The following is a 19,022-nucleotide window of genomic DNA, read 5'->3' as shown; positions in this document are numbered from 1 at the left end:
TATCACCATGCCATGGCACGAAAAGCATCCAAGGGTATTTGGCGGGCACTACGCTTTCTTGGCGCCGTCATTGCGGTGCTGGTCGCCATTCCGCTGGTGCTGACGCCGGTCTATCTCGTGGTTGCGCCAGTTTCAGTGCCGATGCTGGAGCGCTATCTGACTGGTCGGCCGGTGGTGCGGACGTGGCGCGATATCGACGATATTTCGGACCGACTGAAGGCCTCCATCATCCTCTCTGAGGACGGACAATTCTGCCGGCATTGGGGTGTCGATGTCAGTGCCTTGCAGGCCGAGATCGACAATTTCATTGCCGGTGAACCGACGCGTGGCGCTTCAACGCTGACCATGCAGGTGGCGCGGAACCTGTTTCTCTGGAACGAGCCCGACCCTATCCGAAAAGCGCTGGAAGTGCCGCTGGCGGTCTATGTCGACCTGGTCCTGCCCAAGAAGCGGATCATGGAGATCTATCTCAACATTGCTGAATGGGGGCCGCAGGGCGAGTTCGGCGTGGCCGCCGGGAGCGAGCGGGCCTTTGGGCGGGAGCCGCAGAATCTTGATTGGCGCACGGCCAGTTTGTTGGCGGTGACGCTGCCCAATCCGATCGTGAGGAATCCGGCACGGCCCAATGCCGGGCTGCTCAGGGTTGCCGGGATCGTCGAGGAGCGGGCGCGCACCTATGGGGAGCGCGCCAACTGCGTGGGGAAGAGCGGCCGGCTCGACCTTTAGGCGTCGTCGCCGCCGCCGTGTTCGCGGACGATGGCCGTCTCTGGAACCGGCGGGGTTTCGTGCGGACGGCCGAAGTCGGGCGCTGCGGTTTCCTGGCCGGCATTGATGATCGAGCGGCGGATGGCGCGGGTGCGGGTGAACATGGCTTCGAGCGAGTCGCCGTCGCCGGTGCGCACGGCGCGCTGCAGCACCGAAAGATCCTCAAGGAAGCGGCCGAGCATTTCGAGAACGGCGTCGCGATTGGTCAGGAAAACGTCGCGCCACATGACCGGATCAGAGGCAGCGATGCGGGTAAAATCGCGGAAGCCGGAGGCCGAAAACTTGATGACTTCGGACTGGGTCGCGGTTTCAAGATCGGCGACTGTGCCCACGATATTGTAGGCGACGAGGTGGGGAATATGACTGGTGATGGCCAGCACCATGTCGTGGTGCGCCGCGTCCATGATCTCGACCTGGGAGCCCATGGCAGCCCAGAAGCTGGCGAGCTTTTCGGTCTGTGCCGCGGGCACTTCGGCGCCCGGCGTCAGAACGCACCAGCGACCGGCGAAAAGCTCCGGGAAACCGGCGGAGGGGCCGGAATGCTCGGTGCCGGCAATCGGGTGGCCGGGGATGAAATGCACATTGGCCGGCAGATGCGGGGCAACAACCTTGACGACGTGCTCTTTGACCGAGCCGACATCGGAGACGACGGCGCCCGGTTCGAGGGCGGGGGCAATGGCTTTTGCCAGCGCGTCATAGGCGCCGACTGGAGCGCAGAGAATGACGAGGTCGGCGCCGCGCACGGCTTCGGCGGCGTCGAGGGTGTAGATGTCACCAAGGCCAAGTTCGCGCGCTTCATCCAGCGTTTCCTGGCGGCGGGTCGAGATGGAGATGACATCCACGAGACCCTGTCGCCGGGCGGCTAGGGCGATGGACGAACCGATCAGGCCGATGCCGATCAGGGCGAGCTTGCGAAAGTGGGTGCTCATTGGGAGATCACCATGGATTTGAGGATTTTTGCGACGCCGCGCATGGCGTCTTCGGAGCCGATGGAGATGCGCAGGCCCGTGGGAATGCCGTAGGACTTGCCGACTTCGCGCACGATATAGCCGCCCTCCATCAGGGTGTCGAAGGCGCGGGCGGCGGTTTCGGCGTCAGGGAAAAGCACGAGGACGAAATTGGCCTGGCTCGGCAGCACGCGCATGGCGTTGCCGCTGAGTTCGGCCGTCAGCCACTCGCGCCACGTGGCATTGTGCTCGCGCAGCTTGGCGTTGAATTCGACGTCGCGCGTTGCGGCGGCGCCGGCCAATTGGGCGGGCAGGTTGACGTTGAAGGGGCCGCGAATGCGGTGGATCGCGTCGGTCACGTGATCGGGGCCGACCATCCAGCCGATGCGGGCGGCGGCAAGGCCCATCTTGGAGAAGGTGCGGACCATGACGACGTTTTCCGCTTCGCCAACGAGATCGAGGCCGACGGAATAGTCGGCGGCGGTGACATATTCGGCATAGGCGCTGTCGATAACGAGCAGGATGTCGGGGCGCAGGGCGGCATGGAGGCGCCGCACTTCGGCATCGCTGAGATAGGTGCCGGTCGGATTGTTGGGATTTGCGAGCCAGATCACCTTGGTCCGCTCGGTGACGGCGGCGAGGAGCGCGTCGACATCGGCGGTGTAGTCGGTCTCGTCGACCATGACGATCTTTGCGCCGGCCGCCATGGTGATGATCGGATAGACCGAGAAGCCGTAGCGGTTCATCACCGCCTCGTCGCCTTCGCCCAGATAGGTCTGGGCGAGGAGGTGCAGTAGGTCGTCCGAGCCATTGCCGCAGATGATGCGGGCGGGATCGACACCGTGCACTTCGCCGAGGGCTTCGCGCAGCAGGCGCGAGGAGCCCTCGGGGTAGATTTCGAGGTGCTGGGCAGCGCTCGCAAAGGCGGCCACCGCCTTGGGGCTGGCGCCGAGCGGGGATTCATTGGCCGAGAGTTTTATCGCCTTGCTGCCCGGCGCGCCGGATTTGCCCGGCAGATAGGGCGCGATATCCAAAATTCCGGGCTGCGGAGTGGGGCGAGTGGGAGCGGTCATGACGCACTTTTATGACAGGCAGGAAAGGCCGCGCGGACCATATGCAAAGCGCGGAATAAAGGCAAAGGCTCTCTCAGCTTGAGCGGGCGGTTGCCGCCGAAAGGCCCGGCAGGCGCACATAGCGTTCGGCACGCTTGCGGCGGGGCACGGCAGGGAAGGCTTCCTTGCGGGCGCGGACACAGATGACCCCGCTCATCGGCGGGCCGAAAAAGGCGGCCGACGCGCTCGAAGAAGCGGGCGGAACGCAGGACGAGCGAGGACTGGATCGGCGGCAAGAACAGGCCATCGCGCCAGGCTTCGGGCACGAAGCTGTGGTCGCGGAGGAGTTTTTCCAATTGTCCGCCGGAATAGGGATTTCCCTGGCCAAAGGGTGTCGCATCGCGCTGGGCCCAGATGCCGCGGCGGCGCGGCACGACCAGGACCAGGTGGCCATTGGGCGCGGTGATGCGCCAGAGTTCGCGCATCAACTCCTCGGCGTCGGCAACATGTTCCAGCGCGTGGACGGCGATCGTGATGTCGATGGATGCATCCGCCAGCGGCATTTCGAGGGGATCGCAGAGGACGGTATGCGACGGGCCCTCGCGCGGCCAGGCAGAGGCGCCCTGGCGCTCGGGCATGACGGCGAGGACGCGCTCTGCCGGTTCGAGGGCAAAGCGCAGGTAAGGCGTTGAAAAACCAAGGCCCAGCACGCGCCGGCCCTTGAGGTCGCCGGACAGCGCAATGATCTGCTCGCGCACCAAAGCGCGGGTGATCCGCCCGAGCGGAGACTTGTAATAGGAGATCAGGCGGGTGACATCGCTGGTCATGAATCAAGTCTAGCCAAAGCTGGCTGGGTTGTCATCGCAAGGTGTCGGTCCTAGCCTGTCGCGACCTATGAAGAGGAGTTTTAGATGGCCGTGATCGTTGACGTTTTTCCCGCTCGCCAGGACAATTTCGGCTATCTGATCCATGACGAGGCGACGGGCCGCACGGCGGCGCTCGATGCGCCGGAAGCGGCGGCGATCCGCAATGCCTTGCAGATGCGCGGCTGGCAGTTGAGCGATATTTTCATCACCCATCATCACCTCGATCATGTCGAAGGGATTGGGGAATTGAAGGCGGCCTTTGGCAGCCGGGTGGTGGGACCGCGGGCGGAGGCGGACAAAATCGAGGGGCTCGATGAACTGGTCGGCGATGGCGACCGGGTGATGCTGGGCGAGACGGCGTTCAATATCATCGCGACGCCGGGGCATACGCTCGGGCACATCGTTTATCATGATACTGAAAACAAACATCTTTTCTCTGCCGATGCGCTGTTCTCGCTCGGTGTTGGGAGAATGTTCGAAGGGACGCCGGGGCCGATGTGGGCGGGGCTGGAGCGGCTGCGGGCGCTGCCGGATGAGACGCTGGTTTATTGCGGGCACGAATATACCGAGAGCAATGCGCGGTTCGCGTTGAGCGTCGATGCCGACAACCTGGCACTGCAGACGCGGGCGGCGGAAGTGAAGGCGCTGCGGCAGGCCGGGAAGGCGACGATTCCGTTTGAACTGGGCGAGGACAAGCGGGCCAATCCGTTCCTGCGCGCTGATGCGCCGGAGCTGGCGCGGCATTATGGGCTCACTGGGAAAGAGCCCTCTGAGGTCTTTGCTGCCGTCCGCAAGGGCAAGGATAATTTCTGAGAACAGAGCGCTTTTCGGGATCCCAAATCGTTAACAGACTGTTAACGTCTGGCACGCGCCTTGCACCTTAACGTGCAGGGGCCGGTTGATCCGTTTCAAAGTGGAACAACTGGCCCTCGATGACACAGGCGAGGGACCAGAATGAGCGAGATTGAAACACAGCGGACGCAGCTTCCCGTACCGGTCACGGTAGCGGGCCCGCGCCCCTCGCTCGCCTGGAGCGCACCGACCGCCGCGTTCGTGAGCCAGTTGATTGCGGCACGGGAACATCTGCCGAGCCAGCGCGAGCGCCGGACGGCGAGTGTGGACCGCGCCGTGGGGGCCTATCGGCAGGGTGCCGGGGTTGCCGTGAAGCGGATGCCGGAAGGCTATCGCAAGACGGTCGTCGCTTAGTTCAAAAAGAAATCCCCGCCTCGAGAGCGGGGATTTTGCTTTTCTGGGCGAGCTGGCTTCAGCTCATCGAGACGTCGCGGCTGGCGCTGGTGATGGAGACAGTGAAGCCGGCGACGACGTCGATCAGGCTCATGACCATCAGCAGGAAGAAGACCGAACTGGACGCGGCGCCGACCAGCAGGAATTCGATGAGGAAGACCACGAAGAGCAGCATGGAAAGCATGTGCTCGACGATGGAATTGCGCGCCGTCTGGGTCGATTTCAGCACTTCGAAGAACAGCGCCAGAATGCCGACCACGAGCAGGAGATCGCCGGCCGTGATGGCCCAGGGCATGCCCGAGGGCATGGGGATGGAGAAAAGACCTGCGCCCCAATTGACCGGATTGCCGCCGAAGAAAACGAAGACGGCGATATTGTAGAGCACGAAGGGGACGACCAGCAGCGGCACAATGAAGGTCTTGCCGCGGCGCGGTGCGTGATGAGTGGGCAGGACGACGGTTTCCGTCATGAAGGCCTCCGGTTGATGCGGCGAAGATGCCAGAGGAATAAGGCGGGCGGAAGAGCGCTTAGCTTGGTGCTTTTTCGATCCACGGCGCGCCGGAGGCGGCGAGGAGGGTCACCAGTATCCGGTTCATCGGCGTGGGGATGCCGTGCTTCTGGCCGAGCCGGACGATGACCCCATTGCGGGCGTCGACTTCCATGGGGTGACCGACGAGGCGATCGGCATGGAGCGAGCCGCCCGAGCTGCCTTCGGGCATATTGCGCGAATTGCCGATGGCCTGTTCGACGAAGTCGTCGGGGATTGTTGCGCCTTCGGCGCGGCCCACGGCAGCGCATTCCTCGACGACGCCTCGGACTATGGTTTCGAGGTCGGGGTTCCAGACGGGGCCGGTGGCGCGGAGGGTCAGCGAAGGCACGATGGCGATGGAGTTGCCGGTGAGTTTCAGCCAGGCCTCAGAGATGAAATCGGCATGGGCTGCTGCTTCGATCTCGGATTTGGCAAAGAGGGCGGAAAAATCCTCGCCGTTCTGGCCGGCAGGCACGGAGATGATGCCATGGCGGTGCTGGACGATCCGGCCGGGGGCGCTGCGGGCGGCGGGCAGATTGATGATGACCGGGACGATGCGGGCGGCGGGCACGAGGTGCTCGAACAGGCGCTCGTGCTCGACCCCGTTCTGGATGATGGCGACGCGGGTGTGGTCGGCCAGAAGATGGTCGAGCCAGGGTTTTGTCGCGTCGGCGTCATAGGTTTTGGTGGCGATGAGGACCCAATCGACGGGCGTGCCATCGGCCGGATTGGTGATGATTTTCGGCTTTGCCGTGATCAGTCCCTGGGGCGTTTCGACCTGCAGGTCGTCAAAGGGGGTTCGTGCGCAGACGGTGACTTCGATGGATGGGTCCTGGGCGAGCCAGGCTGCCACCGTGCCGCCAATGGCGCCGGGTCCGATGAGGGCGATCGTGGTCATGGGAAGCTCCGGAGGCGGCGGTGGTGGCGAGATAGCTATCAGTATGCTTGCCACAGGTGACACTGCAATGCGCATTCCGCTGGAGATCGTCACCCTCGGGCTCGACCCCGAGGGCTCTGTACTTGCTGCGTCGTTTTCAAGTGAAGTGTCCTCGGGTCGGGCCCGAGGATGACGTTCGGTGGTTGGGCGAGGCTGGCGCGCCCGAATGCGCCTTAGAGCTTTACCGCCAACCCGGTCCGTACGCTTTCGTCGGCCGCGAGGCAGATGTGGAGCGAGGTGACGGCGTCGTTCATGTGGCGGGTGAGATCGTAGTTTTCGGTGATGGCGCGGTAGACAAAATCCTGCTCGCGATCGCAAAGGCCCTGGTGGTCGGGCTCGCCGTGCATGTCGAGCCAGTCGTCGGGGCGGGCGGGCTTGTTGTTGGCGTCGAGCGCGCCGTGGTGGACGAGGATGCGCGAGGTCTGGGTGTGGGCGTTGATATCGGCCGAGGCGGCGCCCTGGTCCATAACGATGGAGACCGAGCCATTGGGCGAGATGACGTCTTTCACGAAGAAGGCGGTTTCCGACATCATCGGGCCCCAGCCCGCTTCATACCAGCCGACGCTGCCATCGTCGAACAGTACCTGGAAGTGGCCGTAATTATACATGCCCTGCGGCAGCCCTTTGGCGAGGTTGACGCCCATGCCGCGCACTTCCACCGGCTTGGCATCGGTGATCTGGCACATGACGTCGACATAGTGCACGCCGCAATCGACGATGGGCGAGGTGGTCTGCATGATCGAGCGGTGAATGTCCCAGGCGGGGCCAGAGGACTGCTGATTGAGGTTCATGCGGAAGACATAGGGACCGCCGAGGTTTCGCGATTCCTCGATCAGTTTTGTCCAGGAGGGGTGGTGGCGGAGGATATAGCCGATGACCACCTTGCGGTCGTTCGCCATGGCCGTATCGACGACGCGCTGCGCATCGGCGACGGTGGCGGCAAGCGGCTTTTCGACGAAGACGTGGGCGCCGGCTTCAAGCGCGGCCACGGCATAGTCCGCATGGGTATTGGTGTGGGTGGCGATGGCGACGACGTCGGGTTTGAACTCGGCGAGAGCGGCCGCATAGTCGTTGCGGATGGGGTAGCCGGTCAACTCGGCCGGCAGGGTCGGGGTCGAGCGGTTGACGAGGCCGACGATGTCGAAGCCGGGATGGGTGTGATAGGCGATGGCGTGGCTGCGGCCCATCTGGCCAAGGCCGACGACCAGGACTTTTAGCTTTTTGTCGGTCATTCTTTTGGGCTCCTGGGTCAAACAGTGCGGCGCTCTTTGGCGATCTGCCGCGCGCCGAAGGTGGCCAGAGCAGTCGAATAGAGCGTGGGATTGGTGGCGGTCACGGTGGGGATGACGCCATTGCCGGCGACATAGAGATTGTCAAAACCCCAGACGCGGCTGTTGCGGTCGCAGACGCTGGTGCCGTCGTCCTTTTCGCCCATGCGGATCGTGCCCTGATAGTGCAGGGAACTGCCCACAGGCTGCATGATGGTGGCAAAGCCCGGTGCCGGGCGGCCGATGATATCAGCGACGCGGAGGGCCACGGCCTTGGCCTCTTCGACGCGCGCCTTGTCGGCTTCGGACGGCTTCCACTTGATCGAAATGGAAGGCAGGCCGCGCCAATCGAGCTTGGTCTCGTCGAAGAGGACGCGGTTTTCGGGATCGATGTCCGTTGGGCAGAAGACCCCCATGCCGACGGGCTGGCCGGTGAAGTCGGACGTCTTTTCGATCGAGGAGAGGGTGGTGGCGTGGATGGTCACCGAGAAGGGGAATTCATTGGTGGCCGGGATCCAGTTCATGGCGCGCATCGGCGGGTCGCTGCGCATCTCGGCCATCTGGGAGATGATGAAATGGTCGTTGAGGTGGCGCCCGAGAGCCTCGGGGCGGATGCCGGAGGCGAAGAGCAATTGCGGCGTATGCAGGGAATCGCAGGCGAGAACGACGGTACCGGCGGCGAGGAACGAGGTTTCGGTTTCGCCCGCGCGGACAAGCTCGACGCCAATGGCGCGGCCATTTTCATGGACCACGCGGCGGCAGATGGTTTCGGCCAAAATCTGGAAGGTTTCGGCGGGCTCGTTGACCAGCGGGCCGAGGACGACATCGGTGCCGTGGTAGCGGAGGCCTTCCGGACCGGGCGTGGCGGCCAGCGGCATGGCGCGGACGGTGCGGTCGGGGCTACGGCCGGCATTGAATGCCTCGCTGAGCTTTTCGCGCAGGGCAATGGCAGTGGTATCGCCGGCGCGCGGGTCCTTGTTGGTGCCTAGGAGGCCTTCGGCGATGCTGAGGGCCGCTTCGAATTCGTCGGCGGGAATGAAGGGGACGCGCTCGGCCTCGGACGGGGTCGGGGTGCCGGTCGACCACTTTGTGCCCATGCCGCCGACATTGGCGGCGGAAAAGCCGGCAAAGAGGTTTTCGGAGGGGTCGCTTTCATTGGCAATGTAGAGGCCCGAGCGGCGGAGGAAGGACGCGTCGAAGCCGCCGGCGCGGCGGGCTTCCCACTCTTCCTTGCTGATCGACAGCCGCGGGGAGCGATCGCCGCCCTGGGCGAGAGTTTCGAGCTCGGCGCGCTTTTCGAGATCGAGGACGTTATCGAGATGAGCGCCGACTTCAGGCAGGATCTGCGGGCCTGCTTCCACCATCACGATACGGGCTTCCGGCCAATCGCGGCGGATCACGCGTGCGTAGGCGCTGCCGGTCGGGCCGCTGCCAATGATCACGACATCAGTTGTGGGGGAAGCCATCGCGATTTTCCATTCAAAGTGCTGGTATGCAATTGGTATCAATGGTTCTAATTGGTATGTAAAGTCAGAATGCGACGTTGCAAAAAATTCTCTTGTCTGGAGCTCCGAAAATGAAGATCGGCCTGTCGTCCTATAGCTTCCGCCCCATGCTGACCGATGGCCGGATGACGCTGGAAACGCTGTTCGACTGGCTGCATGAGCATGGCGCGGAGCATCTCGAAATCGCGACCTTTTCCTTTGCCGGAGCGGGGACGGATGCCGGATATGACCTGAGTGCGGACGAAGAGGTGCTCAAGCGCCTGGAGGCTGCCATGGCACGGACGGGCGTGCCGATTTCGGGGTTTTGCCTTGGGGCCAGTTTTCTCGCCGGGGACGAAAGGCGGGCGCAGATTGATCTTGTAAAGCGCCATGTCGAACTTTGTGCGCGGTTTGGTGCCGGATTTTTGCGCCATGATGTCGTGCCGTGGGCCCTGCGGCCGAACGATGCGGGTGAAATCGAGGAGGCGTTTGCCGCCATCGTCGAGGGTTGCCGTGAAGTGGCGGAGTTTGGGGCGCAGCATGGCGTCGTCACCAGTGTCGAGGACCATGGCTTCTTCATGAATGGGGCCGAGCGGCTGTTGCGGCTGCATCACGCGGTGGGTCATCAGAACTTCAAGCTGACCGTGGATGTGGGCAATTTCCTCTGTGTCGACGACAATCCCTATGTTGCGACGCGGCGCACGCTGCCGCATGCGAGCTTTGTGCATGTGAAGGATTTTTACACGCGGCGCAGTGAGCCGGGGCCGGGCTGGCTGAAGACGGCGGGCGGGGAATATATTCGCGGGTCGGTGTTTGGCTATGGCGACCTCGACACCAAGGCGCTGCTCGAGAGCGTCGTGGCTTCGGGCTTTGATGGGTTCTTGTCGCTGGAGTACGAGGGGGCGGAGCCGAGTGCTTTCGGGTGCGAGGTGGGGCTCAATAATATCCGGCGGATGCTGGCTGAGATTGAGGGCTGAGTTCCCCACGCGCGTCACCCTCGGGCTTGACCCGAGGGTTTTGTACTTGCCGCAAAGTGCGGTGTCCTCGGGTCAGGCCCGAGGATGACGGCCGGTGGTCGGGGTGACGGCTGACTACAGCCCGACGATCCGATCCAACCGCGCCTTGATATCGGCGAGGCGCTGGCGGTTGCCGCCGGGGACTTCGGCGGAGACCCAGCCACTGTAGCCTGACTTCGAGAGCGCGCGGTTGACGCCGGCCCAGTCGATGTCGCCTTCGCCTAAGTCCACCTCAAAACCCTTCCAGGGCCTTCGGCGTTCATGCGGGTGAGGCTGTATTCCTTGATGTCGATGCGGAAGATGCGGGTGCCGAGGGCTTCGATCCAGTCCGTGGGGCTGCCATAGCGCATGACATTGCCCACGTCGAAATACCAGCCGAGACGGGCGTTATCGAAGCCGTCGATGAGGTGGGCGGCCTCGAGGGGGCTCAGGAGAAAATTGTTCCAGACGTTTTCGAGCGCGATGGAGATGCCGATTTCTTCGGCGTGCGGCAGGAGGCGATCGATGCCTTCGACGGCGCGATCATAGGCGGTGGCGTAGGAAGTTGTGGCGTTGACGACGCCGGGGACCAGCAGCATGGTTTCGGCGCCGTAGGTTTTGGCCTGCTTCATCGCCTCGATTGATGCGGCGACGCAGGCTTCGCGCACTGAGGGATCGGGGTCGGTGAGCGGGGTCTTCCAATGGGCGGAATTGACGACGCCGGGGATGGCGAGCCCCGTGGCGTCGCGGGCGGCGAGGATTTCGGCCTGGTTCAGGTCGTTGGGCGAGTCCAGTTCAATACCGTCAAAGCCGAGGTCGGCGATCAGCTTGAATTTTTCGAGGATGGAGAGGTCTTCCTCGATCATCGACCATTTGAGGCTCGTTTTGGCCATGGGCCGGGCGTTGGAATTGGTCATGACGGATATTCACCTCTCTTGTTGAAGCGATGCTAGACCAGCGCCTTTGTCGGGGCCAAGGCGCGAAATGCCTCATCCCCCAAACAAAAATGCCGCCCGGTGAGGGGCGGCATTTTCGGGTTTGGGTTGCGAAGAATTACTTCTTGATTGTCAGCGGGCCGACCATCTGTTCGGGCTTCACCTCGGCGTCGAATTCTTCGCCGGTGAGGAGGCCCAGTTCGATGGCGGTTTCGCGCAGGGTCGAGCCGTTCTTGTGCGCGGTCTTGGCGATCTTGGCAGCGTTGTCGTAGCCGATCTTGCGGTTGAGCGCGGTCACCAGCATGAGGGACTGATCGACGAGCTGCTTGATGCGCTTGCGGTCGGGCTGGATGCCGATGGCGCAATTGTCGTTGAAACTCTTTGCGGCGTCGGCGAGGAGGCGCACGGACTGCAGGAAGTTGTAGGCGATGACGGGCTTGAAGACGTTGAGCTCGAAATTGCCCTGGCTGGCAGCAAAGCCGATGGCGGCGTCATTGCCCATGACATGGGCGACGACCATGGTCATGGCTTCGGACTGGGTCGGATTGACCTTGCCCGGCATGATCGAGGAGCCGGGTTCATTTTCGGGAATCGTCAATTCGCCGAGGCCCGAGCGGGGGCCGGAAGCGAGCCAGCGCACGTCATTGGCGATCTTCATGAAGGCAACGGCGAGCTGCTTGAGGGCGCCCGAGGTGCCGACAAAGGCGTCGTGGCCGGCCATGACGGCGTACTTGTTCGGCGCGGTGATGAATTCGTGGCCCGAGAGCGTGGAAATTTCGGCAGCGACGGCGACGGCGTAGTCGGGATGGGCGTTGAGGCCCGTGCCGACGGCGGTGCCGCCAAGGGCGAGTTCGCGCAGCTGGGGCAGGGTGACTTCAATGGCCTTTACGGCGAGATCGATCTGGGCGACCCAGCCGCTCATTTCCTGGCCGAGCGTCAGGGGTGTCGCGTCCTGGAGATGGGTGCGGCCGATCTTGACCACATCCATGAATTCTTCGGCCTTGGCGTCGAGCGTATCGCGCAGGATTTTTACGCGCGGGAAGAGGTAGTTCACGACCGCTTCGATGGCGGCGATGTGCATGGCCGTGGGATAGGTGTCGTTGGACGACTGGCTCATGTTGACGTGGTCATTGGGGTGCACTGGCTTCTTGGAGCCCATGGTGCCGCCTGCCATTTCGATGGCGCGGTTGGAGATGACCTCGTTGACGTTCATGTTCGACTGGGTGCCCGAACCGGTCTGCCAGACGACGAGCGGGAAATGGTCGTCAAGCCGCCCCTCGATGACTTCATCGGCTGCCGCAACGATAAGGTCGCGCAGCGCGGGGTCGAGCAGGCCAAGCTTGGTATTGGTGATCGCGGCCGCCTTCTTCAAAATGGCGAAAGCGGTGATGATTTCCTTGGGCATCTTTTCCCCGCCAATGTCGAAATTGGCGAGGCTGCGAGCCGTCTGAGCACCGTAATATTTGTCGGTCGGCACGTTGATGGTGCCCATCGTGTCCGATTCAATACGCATGGTCATTTCTGGCTCTCCGAATAGTTGGCCGCTCTTATCGGCGGAATTCATGACGAAAAACAAAACGGCCGACCCTCAGAAAGGATCGGCCGCTGAAATATCAGGTCGCGCGCATCAGCGCAGCAAGCCTTTCGGCTTAGCTCTTGACGGCGAGAATCTGCCGGCCGCGATACATGCCGGTCTTGAGGTCGACGTGATGCGGACGACGCAGCTCACCCGAATCCTTGTCTTCGACATAGGTGGGGTTGGCAATCGCGTCGTGCGAGCGGCGGAAGCCGCGCTTCATCGGCGAGGTCTTTCGTTTTGGCACTGCCATGGTCGGTACTCCGAATTCAAAATCGTTGCGCCGCCGAAAGCGGCCCAGAGACACGTCTCTGTTGGGGTTGTCGGGCTCTATAGAATAGTTGCGCGCGCTTGGCAACAAGGGCTTTGGGGATTCCAGGTGCTGTTGCACCGATCTTCCGAGGCATCATTGACACAAGGCGACGCGCGGCGATAGAGCAGCGCCCATGTCTATCCGCGCGCGATCATCGGCCCAAATCTTCTCGCTCTCAGCGGGCAGCTTTTACGTGGTCGGGATCCTTTGCTGGATCGCCAGTTAACGCAGCTTCCCAAAATCATCTCTCAATCGCCGCAACCGCTGTTGCGGCACAGCAATGATGCGCCGGTTGGTGCCTTGAGGCAGGCCGGCAATGTGGAACTGTGACTTATGAATAGATTTGAAGATCGTATCATCCTCGTGACCGGCGCCGGTTCGGGGATCGGGCAGGCAACTGTCGAACGACTGCTGGCCGAAGGCGGGCAGGTGCTGGCGCTCGATGTGTCGGGAGCCGGGCTCCAGGTGACTGAAGAGCGGGCCCGTAAGGCCGGTGCTGCCGGCCGGCTGACGCTCATCACTGCCGATATCAGCGACGAAGCGGCGGTGCAGGACAAGATCGGCGGCGCTATCGCCAAGGCTGGGCGCCTCGATGTGCTGGTCAATGCGGCCGGCATCCTCCGCTCGGAGCATACGCACAAGACGAGCCTTGAACTGTGGAACAGGGTGCTGGCGATCAACCTGACCGGCACGTTCCTCGTGACGCGCGAATGCCTGCCGCTGCTGCTCGCCTCGGGTCGCGGCGTTGTAGTCAATTTCAGTTCGACCTCGGCGAGCTTCGCTCATCCCTATATGGCGGCCTATGCGGCCTCCAAGGGCGGGATCCAGTCGTTCACCCATACGATTGCGTCTGAGTATGCCAAGCAAGGCCTGCGTGCCGTGGCCGTGGCGCCGGGCAGCATTGCCTCGGGCATGACCAATACTCCGGGCATTCCGGCGGATGCGGACTTTTCGCTCTTTGCGAAGATGTCGCCGGCCATCGGCGAGGGCTTTGCCAATCCGGGCAGCGTTGCCGGCGTGATCGCCATGCTCGCGTCCGATGACGGCGCCTTTGTCACCGGCACCGAACTGCGGATCGACGGCGGCACCCACATGTAAGGGGTGCAAGGGGAGCGCGGCGCCAGCGTCGCGCTCCCTGCATTTTGGTTTTCAGAACAGCGGGGGCAGGGCGGTGATCGGGACGAGGCCCGAGGAGAGCGCGCCGCCGCGGAAATTTAGCTGGTTGGTGTGGCGGCCGTTTTCGCCGGGGACGCCGAGGACCAGGGTGCGCCAGGGTTCTTCGATCAGGGGGCCGATGCGCTCGGCGACGCCCATGGAATCGATCGAGATGGTGCCGTCGGGGAAACCCTGGGCGTCGAGGGTGAGCTTGCCCGAGGCATTGAGATCAGCATTGGCGTCACTCATGGTGATGCCGACGATATTGAGCTCGCCGCCGGCGCGCTGCCAGGCGGGAAGGATGGGTTCGAGGCCGATGGCAGAAAGCTCATCGGGGATGCCGCTTACCTCGGCTTCCACTTCGAGCGCGGTGTTGGTCAGGGTTGCTGCGGGCAGGTCGAGGGCGTCGGTCTTGAGGTAGAGTGCCAGCGAGGCGAGGTTGCGCTCGGCGTCATGGGCTTCGGGAATGTCGAGCAGGTGCGCCTCGGCATGCGGAGCCTTGGCCAGCATGGTGTCGCCGAGAAGGAGATCGTTCCAGGAGAGTTCGTCGCCAACGACGGAGAGGCGAGCGATGCGATTGTCCTTGAGACGGAGGCTGGCATTGAGGCCGGTCCAGGAAATGGCAGAGCGCTGGCCGGTAAAGGCGTCGGAGAGCTGAGCCGGACCCTTGGCCGAGGCGATGGCATGGTTGAGGTCGTAGACCATGACGCTGACGCGCACGGCCGGGATTTCGGCCAGGAGATCGCCCGAAACGACGACTGCGTCAGAACATTCGATATCGAAGGCGAAGGGGAAGCCGCCGATATTGAGATTGGCACAGGTCAGTTGGGGGCTGGTTTCACCATCGGCGAAGGCGAGGCGCTCGACCTCCTGCCGCACGATGCCGGAGGCATAAAACCAGGCGCCGCTGACGCCAAGGATGACGAGCAGCACGACGGCGCCCAGAATGATGATTCGTTTCTTCATGGGAACGGTTTTAACCTTGGACGGGCGAAAGGCAAAAGCGGGTCGCGCCGCTCAGCCTTTGTTCATACAAGTTTTGCCTAAGTTGAGGTTGTGGCCATGGCGAGGCCGGGCTTAGGGTTTGTGCAAGGGCGAGAAATTTGTGGCTCCCGCCCCCTCCCCAACCCTCCCCGCGAGGGGGAGGGGTGCCGGTCCGGTGGCAGAGAGCAGATCGAATCCCACGCTCGATGCAGCACCTCCCCCTTGACGGGGGAGGTTGGGAGGGGGTGGTGGTGAGGCAAGAAGTGAGCGGACGACCGTTGATGCAGGACGAGAATTCGGAAAATCACTGGGTCTTTGGGTACGGGTCGCTGATCTGGAATCCGGGATTTCCGTTCGTCTCGACGCATCTGGGGCGGCTCAAGGGCGCGCATCGCTCGCTCTCGATCATTTCGCATCACCATCGCGGCACGGTGGAACAGCCGGGGCTGGTTTTCGGGCTGACGCGCGGCGGCTCGGTGCGTGGCATGGTCTTTGAAGTCGCCGGGGCGGAATGGCCGTCGGTGCGCGCTTATCTTGAGGCGCGCGAGCAGGTGACCATGGTCTATCGCGACGTGATGCGGCCGGTGGCGCTCGATGATGGGCGAAAAGTGTCGGCGCTGACTTTTGTGGTCGACGAGCGGCATGAGCAATTTGCCGGGCATCTGACGCTGGACGAGCAATTGGCCATGGTGCGGGCGGGCGTCGGGATTTCGGGGCGCAATATCGACTATGTGGTCAATACGGCAAAACACCTCGAAAGCCTCGGTATTCGCGACCGGGTGCTGATGGACCTGGCGCGAAAGCTCGAGGCCGAGAGTCAGGCGGCCTGATGTGCATCAGGCGAGCCCGATGCAATCAAGCGGCCTGATGTAATCAGGCGGCCTGATCGAAGGGGGCGGGTACGGCGCCTTCGAGATCGGCAATGATGGAGAGGCGTTCGCCATCCACGTCCGGGCGCGGCAGGCGGAAGACGCCATCGGCGCGGCTGAGGGCCTTGCGGAATTTGAGGCGGATCGCGGGTTCGGCCACGAGGTCGAGGCCGCAGCCGACCCAGAGAACGGTATTGCCACGGGCGATGAGATAGAGATCGGCGCCTTCGAGAATGAAGTCACGCAGGTTTTCGGACGCCAGATGATAGGTGCGGCCGGACAGGCCGAGCCACTGGTTGATCCGCTTCTGTCGCGCTGCCGGCTCCAAGCCAGCTTCAATCCACGAAAGCATCCCTGTTCCCCCGTGTGAGTAGAACAAAACTAGAACAAATACCGCGAATCAGTCAAGTCGCGTCATGCGCCCACTAGATGTGGTGCTTTGTGGCTTTGTTGCGTCAAGATGAGGGGGCGCGTTGCCGCGCCGCCGCGATCCGTTCGGCCAAAGAGGGATCAATGGGGCGGGACAGGCCCGAATCGACGGCGGCCAGGCTCAGGGCGTCGGAGCCGGTTTCGATGGCGCGCTTGAGGCGTTCGGCGAAGACATCGGGGGCAAGCCCCGGCTCGATGGCGGGGAGCAATTCGCCGCGGGCGGTGCCGGGCCAGATGATGAGCGAATTGCGGCCCCAGAAGAGGCCGGAATTGAGCGCCACGGGCACGACGGGCACGTTGAGTTCGCTATAGAGGCGGACAATGCCCTGGCGATAATCGGCGGGCGCGAGCGCCGCCTTGCGGGTGCCTTCGGGGAAGATGACGATACGGCAGCCGCGATCAAGGGCGGCATGGGCCTGACGCATCATTTCGGGAATGGCTTCGGCGCCCTTCTTGCGGTCGATCTCGATGCAATCGAGCGAACGCGCGGCCCAGCCGAAGAAGGGGATGTTCATCAGCTCCTTCTTGACGATGTAGGCGGGGCGGCCGGTATGGGGGAAAATCGCAAAGACGTCCCAGTCGGACTGGTGCTTTGAGGCGATGATGCAGCCGCCGGGCGGGATGTTTTCGGTGCCTGATATCTCGGTGCGCACGCCCGTGATGAAGCGCAGGAACTGCACGTTCGACCAGCACCAGTATTTCGCCAGGGCCCAGGTGAAGGGCGTGCGGCCGGCAAAGAGCGCGATGACGCCGATGATGACAGCGATGACAGCCGTCTGGCCAATGAAGATGGCGTAGAAAAGCGCCGTGCGGATCGCCTGGATCACGGTTTTCAAGACTGTTTGTCCTCCTGCCCTTGGGGCTTGCTTCTTCAATAAAGCGGAGAACGCGGAATGGCGAGATGGGTTACCTCAAGATGCTTCGCTGAGGTAACGCCGGACGGTGAGCCGCGAGGTGATGGCCGTCAGGGCTGCGATGACCGGAACGACCAGCGCAATGAAGATGATGCCATCGAGCCCGAGCACGAAGCTGCCAAAGACATAGCCGACCTGGGCGGTGGCTTCGGTGGGGAGGACGGAGCCCGCTGCGGTGCCGATCAAAAGGAAGAAGAGGGCAGCGAGGAGCGAGCCGAGAAGCCCGCCCTGGAGGCCAATGGAGAGGAACCGCCCCTGGAATTCGCCGGCAATGAACTTGTTAGATGCCCCGATGAAGTGGAGCACGTCGACGATTTCGCGGTTTGACGCCATGGCGCCGCGCGTGGCGAAAATAATGGCGAGGACGGTGGCGACGCCGATCAGGCCGAGCACAAGCAGGCCGGAGACGACCACCGTGCCGGCCATGGTGTTGAGCTGTTGTCGCCAGGCGGCGTGGGTATCGAGGCTTGCGCCCTTGATCGCCCCGAGATTGCGCTGCAGCTGCTCGATATCGGCATCGACCGGATCGGCCAATTGCACGACGACCAGGCGCGGAATTTCGATGGCCGAGAGATCGAGCCCGGCACCAAGCCAGGGTTCGAGCAGGGCCTGGCTTTCCTCGATGGTGAGGGCGCGGGCGCCGGCAACGCCGGGGGTGGCTTCGGCGAGCGAGACGGCGGTGCGCAGATTGCTGTCCATCACCTCGCCCTCGACGGGGCGGATCTGGATGGTCATTTCGCGGCCGACATCGGCCGACCAGGCGATGGCCGATTTCTGCACCAGTACCACGCCGCCGAGGGTCACTGCGGAGAGGAAGCTCATGATGGTGATGAGAAGGAGCAGCGTGCGGCCGGCAACGGAGTGCTCGGGCACGATGGGGGCGCCGCCGCCACGACGCGGAATGGGCAGCCAATGGGGCAGGCGGGAAAGGAGGCTCCTAGTCATGGATGGTCAGAGCCCCTTTGTTAAGCACCATGCGCGGATAGGAGAAGCGATCGAGCAAAGGCAGTTCGTGCGTGGCGAGAATGATGGTCATGCCCAGGGTGCGATTGAGCTCGGCAAAGAGGTGGACGAGGCGGCTTGAGAGGTCCGGATCGACATTGCCGGTGGGTTCGTCGGCGAGGAGGATTTTTGGCCGGGCGATGACGGCGCGGGCGATGGCGGCGCGCTGCTTTTCGCCGCCGGAAAGAACCGTGGGCAGGGCGTGCATGCGTTCGCCGAGGCCGACCCATTCAAGCAGTTCGGTGACGTTGGGGCGATATTCGCTTTCCGGCTGGCCGAGAACGCGCAGCGGCAGGGCGACATTTTCAAAGGTCGTCAGATGGTCGAGGAGGCGAAATTCCTGGAAGACGATGCCGATGTGGCGGCGCAATTGCAGGAGGCTATCCTGATCGAGCTTGCCCACGTCCTCATTGAACATCGTCACCTTGCCGCGGCTCGGTTTGAGCGAGAGCAGCAGCAGGCGCAGGAGGCTGGTCTTGCCGGAACCGGAGGGGCCGGTGAGGAAATGGAAGGAGCCGGGCTCGATGGAAAAGGTGAGATCGCTGAGGATTTCAGGACCATTGCCATAGCGCAGGCCGACATCGGAAAAATCGATCAAGAACGGGTGCTCCCCAGCTCGTCCGGTAGTCTCAACGCAAAAAGCGAATCACGAGTGGGCCGCATCATAGCAGCGCCGACGTGTGTTCGCGGCATGGATGCCCGCTATGCCGGGGGGAAAGCGGCACAATTGTGATTTCTCATGGGTTTGAGGAGTATT

At 63.1% G+C, this 19,022-nt stretch carries 22 protein-coding genes; 6 read left to right on the top strand and 16 right to left on the bottom strand.

The features are described from left to right. Positions 1-12 precede the first annotated feature (12 nt). Positions 13-726 (top strand): transglycosylase domain-containing protein, encoded by a 714-nt coding sequence (locus NVV77_RS19925; RefSeq protein WP_295415894.1) that lies wholly within the window; start codon positions 13-15, stop codon positions 724-726. Here NVV77_RS19925 and NVV77_RS19920 read toward each other — a convergent pair. From NVV77_RS19920 to NVV77_RS19910, 3 genes are read right to left on the bottom strand one after another with little or no spacing between them, the layout of a single operon-like run. Further along, positions 723-1,694: a prephenate/arogenate dehydrogenase family protein gene (locus tag NVV77_RS19920; RefSeq protein WP_295415891.1), complete on the bottom strand. Its 972-nt coding sequence runs from the start codon at positions 1,692-1,694 to the stop codon at positions 723-725. The genes NVV77_RS19925 and NVV77_RS19920 overlap by 4 nt on opposite strands. Further along, positions 1,691-2,785 (bottom strand): histidinol-phosphate transaminase, encoded by a 1,095-nt coding sequence (gene hisC, locus NVV77_RS19915; RefSeq protein WP_295415888.1) that lies wholly within the window; start codon positions 2,783-2,785, stop codon positions 1,691-1,693. The genes NVV77_RS19920 and hisC overlap by 4 nt, the downstream gene beginning before the upstream one ends. Further along, complete coding sequence (locus NVV77_RS19910; RefSeq protein WP_295415885.1) at positions 2,782-3,591, bottom strand: class I SAM-dependent methyltransferase; 810 nt, start codon at positions 3,589-3,591, stop codon at positions 2,782-2,784. Before NVV77_RS19910 ends, hisC begins: the two co-directional genes overlap by 4 nt. An 84-nt stretch (positions 3,592-3,675) precedes the next feature. Between NVV77_RS19910 and gloB the strand changes: the two genes are divergently transcribed. After that, positions 3,676-4,443 carry a hydroxyacylglutathione hydrolase gene (gloB, locus tag NVV77_RS19905; protein WP_295415883.1) on the top strand — a complete coding sequence of 256 codons (768 nt, stop codon included), beginning with the start codon at positions 3,676-3,678 and terminating at the stop codon, positions 4,441-4,443. 141 nt (positions 4,444-4,584) lie between these two features. Beyond that, positions 4,585-4,836 (top strand): hypothetical protein, encoded by a 252-nt coding sequence (locus NVV77_RS19900; protein ID WP_295415880.1) that lies wholly within the window; start codon positions 4,585-4,587, stop codon positions 4,834-4,836. Between the two features lie 58 nt (positions 4,837-4,894). On the opposite strand, the gene NVV77_RS19895 is transcribed toward NVV77_RS19900, so the two are convergent. From NVV77_RS19895 to NVV77_RS19880, 4 genes are all read right to left on the bottom strand, one after another. Beyond that, the gene (locus NVV77_RS19895; protein WP_295415878.1) at positions 4,895-5,344 is read right to left on the bottom strand and encodes a hypothetical protein; all 450 of its coding nucleotides are present in this window, start codon (positions 5,342-5,344) and stop codon (positions 4,895-4,897) included. A gap of 58 nt (positions 5,345-5,402) precedes the next feature. Beyond that, positions 5,403-6,302 (bottom strand): 2-dehydropantoate 2-reductase, encoded by a 900-nt coding sequence (locus NVV77_RS19890; protein ID WP_295415876.1) that lies wholly within the window; start codon positions 6,300-6,302, stop codon positions 5,403-5,405. Positions 6,303-6,514: 212 nt separating this feature from the next. Then, on the bottom strand, positions 6,515-7,573 hold the full coding sequence (locus NVV77_RS19885) for a Gfo/Idh/MocA family oxidoreductase (protein WP_295415873.1): 1,059 nt from the start codon (positions 7,571-7,573) through the stop codon (positions 6,515-6,517). A gap of 17 nt (positions 7,574-7,590) precedes the next feature. Beyond that, positions 7,591-9,075 carry a GMC oxidoreductase gene (locus NVV77_RS19880; RefSeq protein ID WP_295415870.1) on the bottom strand — a complete coding sequence of 495 codons (1,485 nt, stop codon included), beginning with the start codon at positions 9,073-9,075 and terminating at the stop codon, positions 7,591-7,593. A gap of 110 nt (positions 9,076-9,185) precedes the next feature. Between NVV77_RS19880 and NVV77_RS19875 the strand changes: the two genes are divergently transcribed. Next, positions 9,186-10,070, top strand: a complete 885-nt coding sequence (locus NVV77_RS19875) for a sugar phosphate isomerase/epimerase (protein WP_295415867.1) — start codon at positions 9,186-9,188, stop codon at positions 10,068-10,070. A gap of 114 nt (positions 10,071-10,184) precedes the next feature. On the opposite strand, the gene NVV77_RS19870 is transcribed toward NVV77_RS19875, so the two are convergent. From NVV77_RS19870 to rpmF, 4 genes are all read right to left on the bottom strand, one after another. Beyond that, a complete protein-coding gene (locus tag NVV77_RS19870) occupies positions 10,185-10,340 on the bottom strand; it encodes a hypothetical protein (protein ID WP_295415864.1) in 156 nt (51 codons plus the stop codon). Then, a complete protein-coding gene (locus tag NVV77_RS19865) occupies positions 10,331-11,005 on the bottom strand; it encodes a sugar phosphate isomerase/epimerase (protein ID WP_295415862.1) in 675 nt (224 codons plus the stop codon). Before NVV77_RS19865 ends, NVV77_RS19870 begins: the two co-directional genes overlap by 10 nt. 136 nt (positions 11,006-11,141) lie before the next feature. Further along, the gene (gene fumC / locus NVV77_RS19860) at positions 11,142-12,542 is read right to left on the bottom strand and encodes a class II fumarate hydratase (RefSeq protein WP_295415859.1); all 1,401 of its coding nucleotides are present in this window, start codon (positions 12,540-12,542) and stop codon (positions 11,142-11,144) included. Positions 12,543-12,672: 130 nt separating this feature from the next. Beyond that, positions 12,673-12,852, bottom strand: a complete 180-nt coding sequence (gene rpmF, locus NVV77_RS19855; protein WP_035086813.1) for a 50S ribosomal protein L32 — start codon at positions 12,850-12,852, stop codon at positions 12,673-12,675. Positions 12,853-13,245: 393 nt separating this feature from the next. Between rpmF and NVV77_RS19850 the strand changes: the two genes are divergently transcribed. Beyond that, a complete protein-coding gene (locus NVV77_RS19850) occupies positions 13,246-14,010 on the top strand; it encodes an SDR family NAD(P)-dependent oxidoreductase (RefSeq protein ID WP_295415856.1) in 765 nt (254 codons plus the stop codon). A 51-nt stretch (positions 14,011-14,061) separates the two neighbouring features. Here NVV77_RS19850 and NVV77_RS19845 read toward each other — a convergent pair whose 3' ends face one another. Continuing rightward, positions 14,062-15,033, bottom strand: a complete 972-nt coding sequence (locus NVV77_RS19845; RefSeq protein WP_295415854.1) for a DUF2125 domain-containing protein — start codon at positions 15,031-15,033, stop codon at positions 14,062-14,064. Positions 15,034-15,332: 299 nt separating this feature from the next. Here NVV77_RS19845 and NVV77_RS19840 point away from each other — a divergent pair, with 299 nt between their 5' ends. Then, positions 15,333-15,881, top strand: a complete 549-nt coding sequence (locus NVV77_RS19840) for a gamma-glutamylcyclotransferase (protein ID WP_295415851.1) — start codon at positions 15,333-15,335, stop codon at positions 15,879-15,881. 43 nt (positions 15,882-15,924) lie between these two features. On the opposite strand, the gene NVV77_RS19835 is transcribed toward NVV77_RS19840, so the two are convergent. The 4 genes from NVV77_RS19835 to NVV77_RS19820 form a co-directional block, all read right to left on the bottom strand. Continuing rightward, entirely contained in the window at positions 15,925-16,272 is a 348-nt protein-coding gene (locus tag NVV77_RS19835; protein ID WP_295415848.1) for a hypothetical protein, read from the bottom strand. A 103-nt stretch (positions 16,273-16,375) separates the two neighbouring features. Next, positions 16,376-17,176, bottom strand: a complete 801-nt coding sequence (locus tag NVV77_RS19830; protein ID WP_295416245.1) for a 1-acyl-sn-glycerol-3-phosphate acyltransferase — start codon at positions 17,174-17,176, stop codon at positions 16,376-16,378. Between the two features lie 84 nt (positions 17,177-17,260). Then, positions 17,261-18,208, bottom strand: a complete 948-nt coding sequence (locus NVV77_RS19825; RefSeq protein ID WP_295415845.1) for an ABC transporter permease — start codon at positions 18,206-18,208, stop codon at positions 17,261-17,263. Beyond that, positions 18,201-18,863 (bottom strand): cell division ATP-binding protein FtsE, encoded by a 663-nt coding sequence (locus NVV77_RS19820; RefSeq protein ID WP_295415842.1) that lies wholly within the window; start codon positions 18,861-18,863, stop codon positions 18,201-18,203. The genes NVV77_RS19825 and NVV77_RS19820 overlap by 8 nt, the downstream gene beginning before the upstream one ends. Positions 18,864-19,022: the final 159 nt, after the last annotated feature.

The sequence above is a fragment of the Devosia sp. genome (assembly GCF_024707125.1).
GTDB lineage: Bacteria > Pseudomonadota > Alphaproteobacteria > Rhizobiales > Devosiaceae > Devosia.
Note: the sequence above shows the minus strand (reverse complement) of the source record. Positions and strands in the feature narration are given on the sequence as shown.

Bases quoted from the DNA above. Each gene is read 5' to 3' on its own strand.
- NVV77_RS19925 (WP_295415894.1), top strand. From the start codon at position 13: ATGGCACGAAAAGCATCCAAGGGTATTTGGCGGGCACTACGCTTTCTT.
- NVV77_RS19920 (WP_295415891.1), bottom strand. From the start codon at position 1,694: ATGAGCACCCACTTTCGCAAGCTCGCCCTGATCGGCATCGGCCTGATC.
- hisC (WP_295415888.1), bottom strand. From the start codon at position 2,785: ATGACCGCTCCCACTCGCCCCACTCCGCAGCCCGGAATTTTGGATATC.
- NVV77_RS19910 (WP_295415885.1), bottom strand. From the start codon at position 3,591: ATGACCAGCGATGTCACCCGCCTGATCTCCTATTACAAGTCTCCGCTC.
- gloB (WP_295415883.1), top strand. From the start codon at position 3,676: ATGGCCGTGATCGTTGACGTTTTTCCCGCTCGCCAGGACAATTTCGGC.
- NVV77_RS19900 (WP_295415880.1), top strand. From the start codon at position 4,585: ATGAGCGAGATTGAAACACAGCGGACGCAGCTTCCCGTACCGGTCACG.
- NVV77_RS19895 (WP_295415878.1), bottom strand. From the start codon at position 5,344: ATGACGGAAACCGTCGTCCTGCCCACTCATCACGCACCGCGCCGCGGC.
- NVV77_RS19890 (WP_295415876.1), bottom strand. From the start codon at position 6,302: ATGACCACGATCGCCCTCATCGGACCCGGCGCCATTGGCGGCACGGTG.
- NVV77_RS19885 (WP_295415873.1), bottom strand. From the start codon at position 7,573: ATGACCGACAAAAAGCTAAAAGTCCTGGTCGTCGGCCTTGGCCAGATG.
- NVV77_RS19880 (WP_295415870.1), bottom strand. From the start codon at position 9,075: ATGGCTTCCCCCACAACTGATGTCGTGATCATTGGCAGCGGCCCGACC.
- NVV77_RS19875 (WP_295415867.1), top strand. From the start codon at position 9,186: ATGAAGATCGGCCTGTCGTCCTATAGCTTCCGCCCCATGCTGACCGAT.
- NVV77_RS19865 (WP_295415862.1), bottom strand. From the start codon at position 11,005: ATGACCAATTCCAACGCCCGGCCCATGGCCAAAACGAGCCTCAAATGG.
- fumC (WP_295415859.1), bottom strand. From the start codon at position 12,542: ATGACCATGCGTATTGAATCGGACACGATGGGCACCATCAACGTGCCG.
- rpmF (WP_035086813.1), bottom strand. From the start codon at position 12,852: ATGGCAGTGCCAAAACGAAAGACCTCGCCGATGAAGCGCGGCTTCCGC.
- NVV77_RS19850 (WP_295415856.1), top strand. From the start codon at position 13,246: ATGAATAGATTTGAAGATCGTATCATCCTCGTGACCGGCGCCGGTTCG.
- NVV77_RS19845 (WP_295415854.1), bottom strand. From the start codon at position 15,033: ATGAAGAAACGAATCATCATTCTGGGCGCCGTCGTGCTGCTCGTCATC.
- NVV77_RS19840 (WP_295415851.1), top strand. From the start codon at position 15,333: ATGCAGGACGAGAATTCGGAAAATCACTGGGTCTTTGGGTACGGGTCG.
- NVV77_RS19835 (WP_295415848.1), bottom strand. From the start codon at position 16,272: ATGCTTTCGTGGATTGAAGCTGGCTTGGAGCCGGCAGCGCGACAGAAG.
- NVV77_RS19825 (WP_295415845.1), bottom strand. From the start codon at position 18,208: ATGACTAGGAGCCTCCTTTCCCGCCTGCCCCATTGGCTGCCCATTCCG.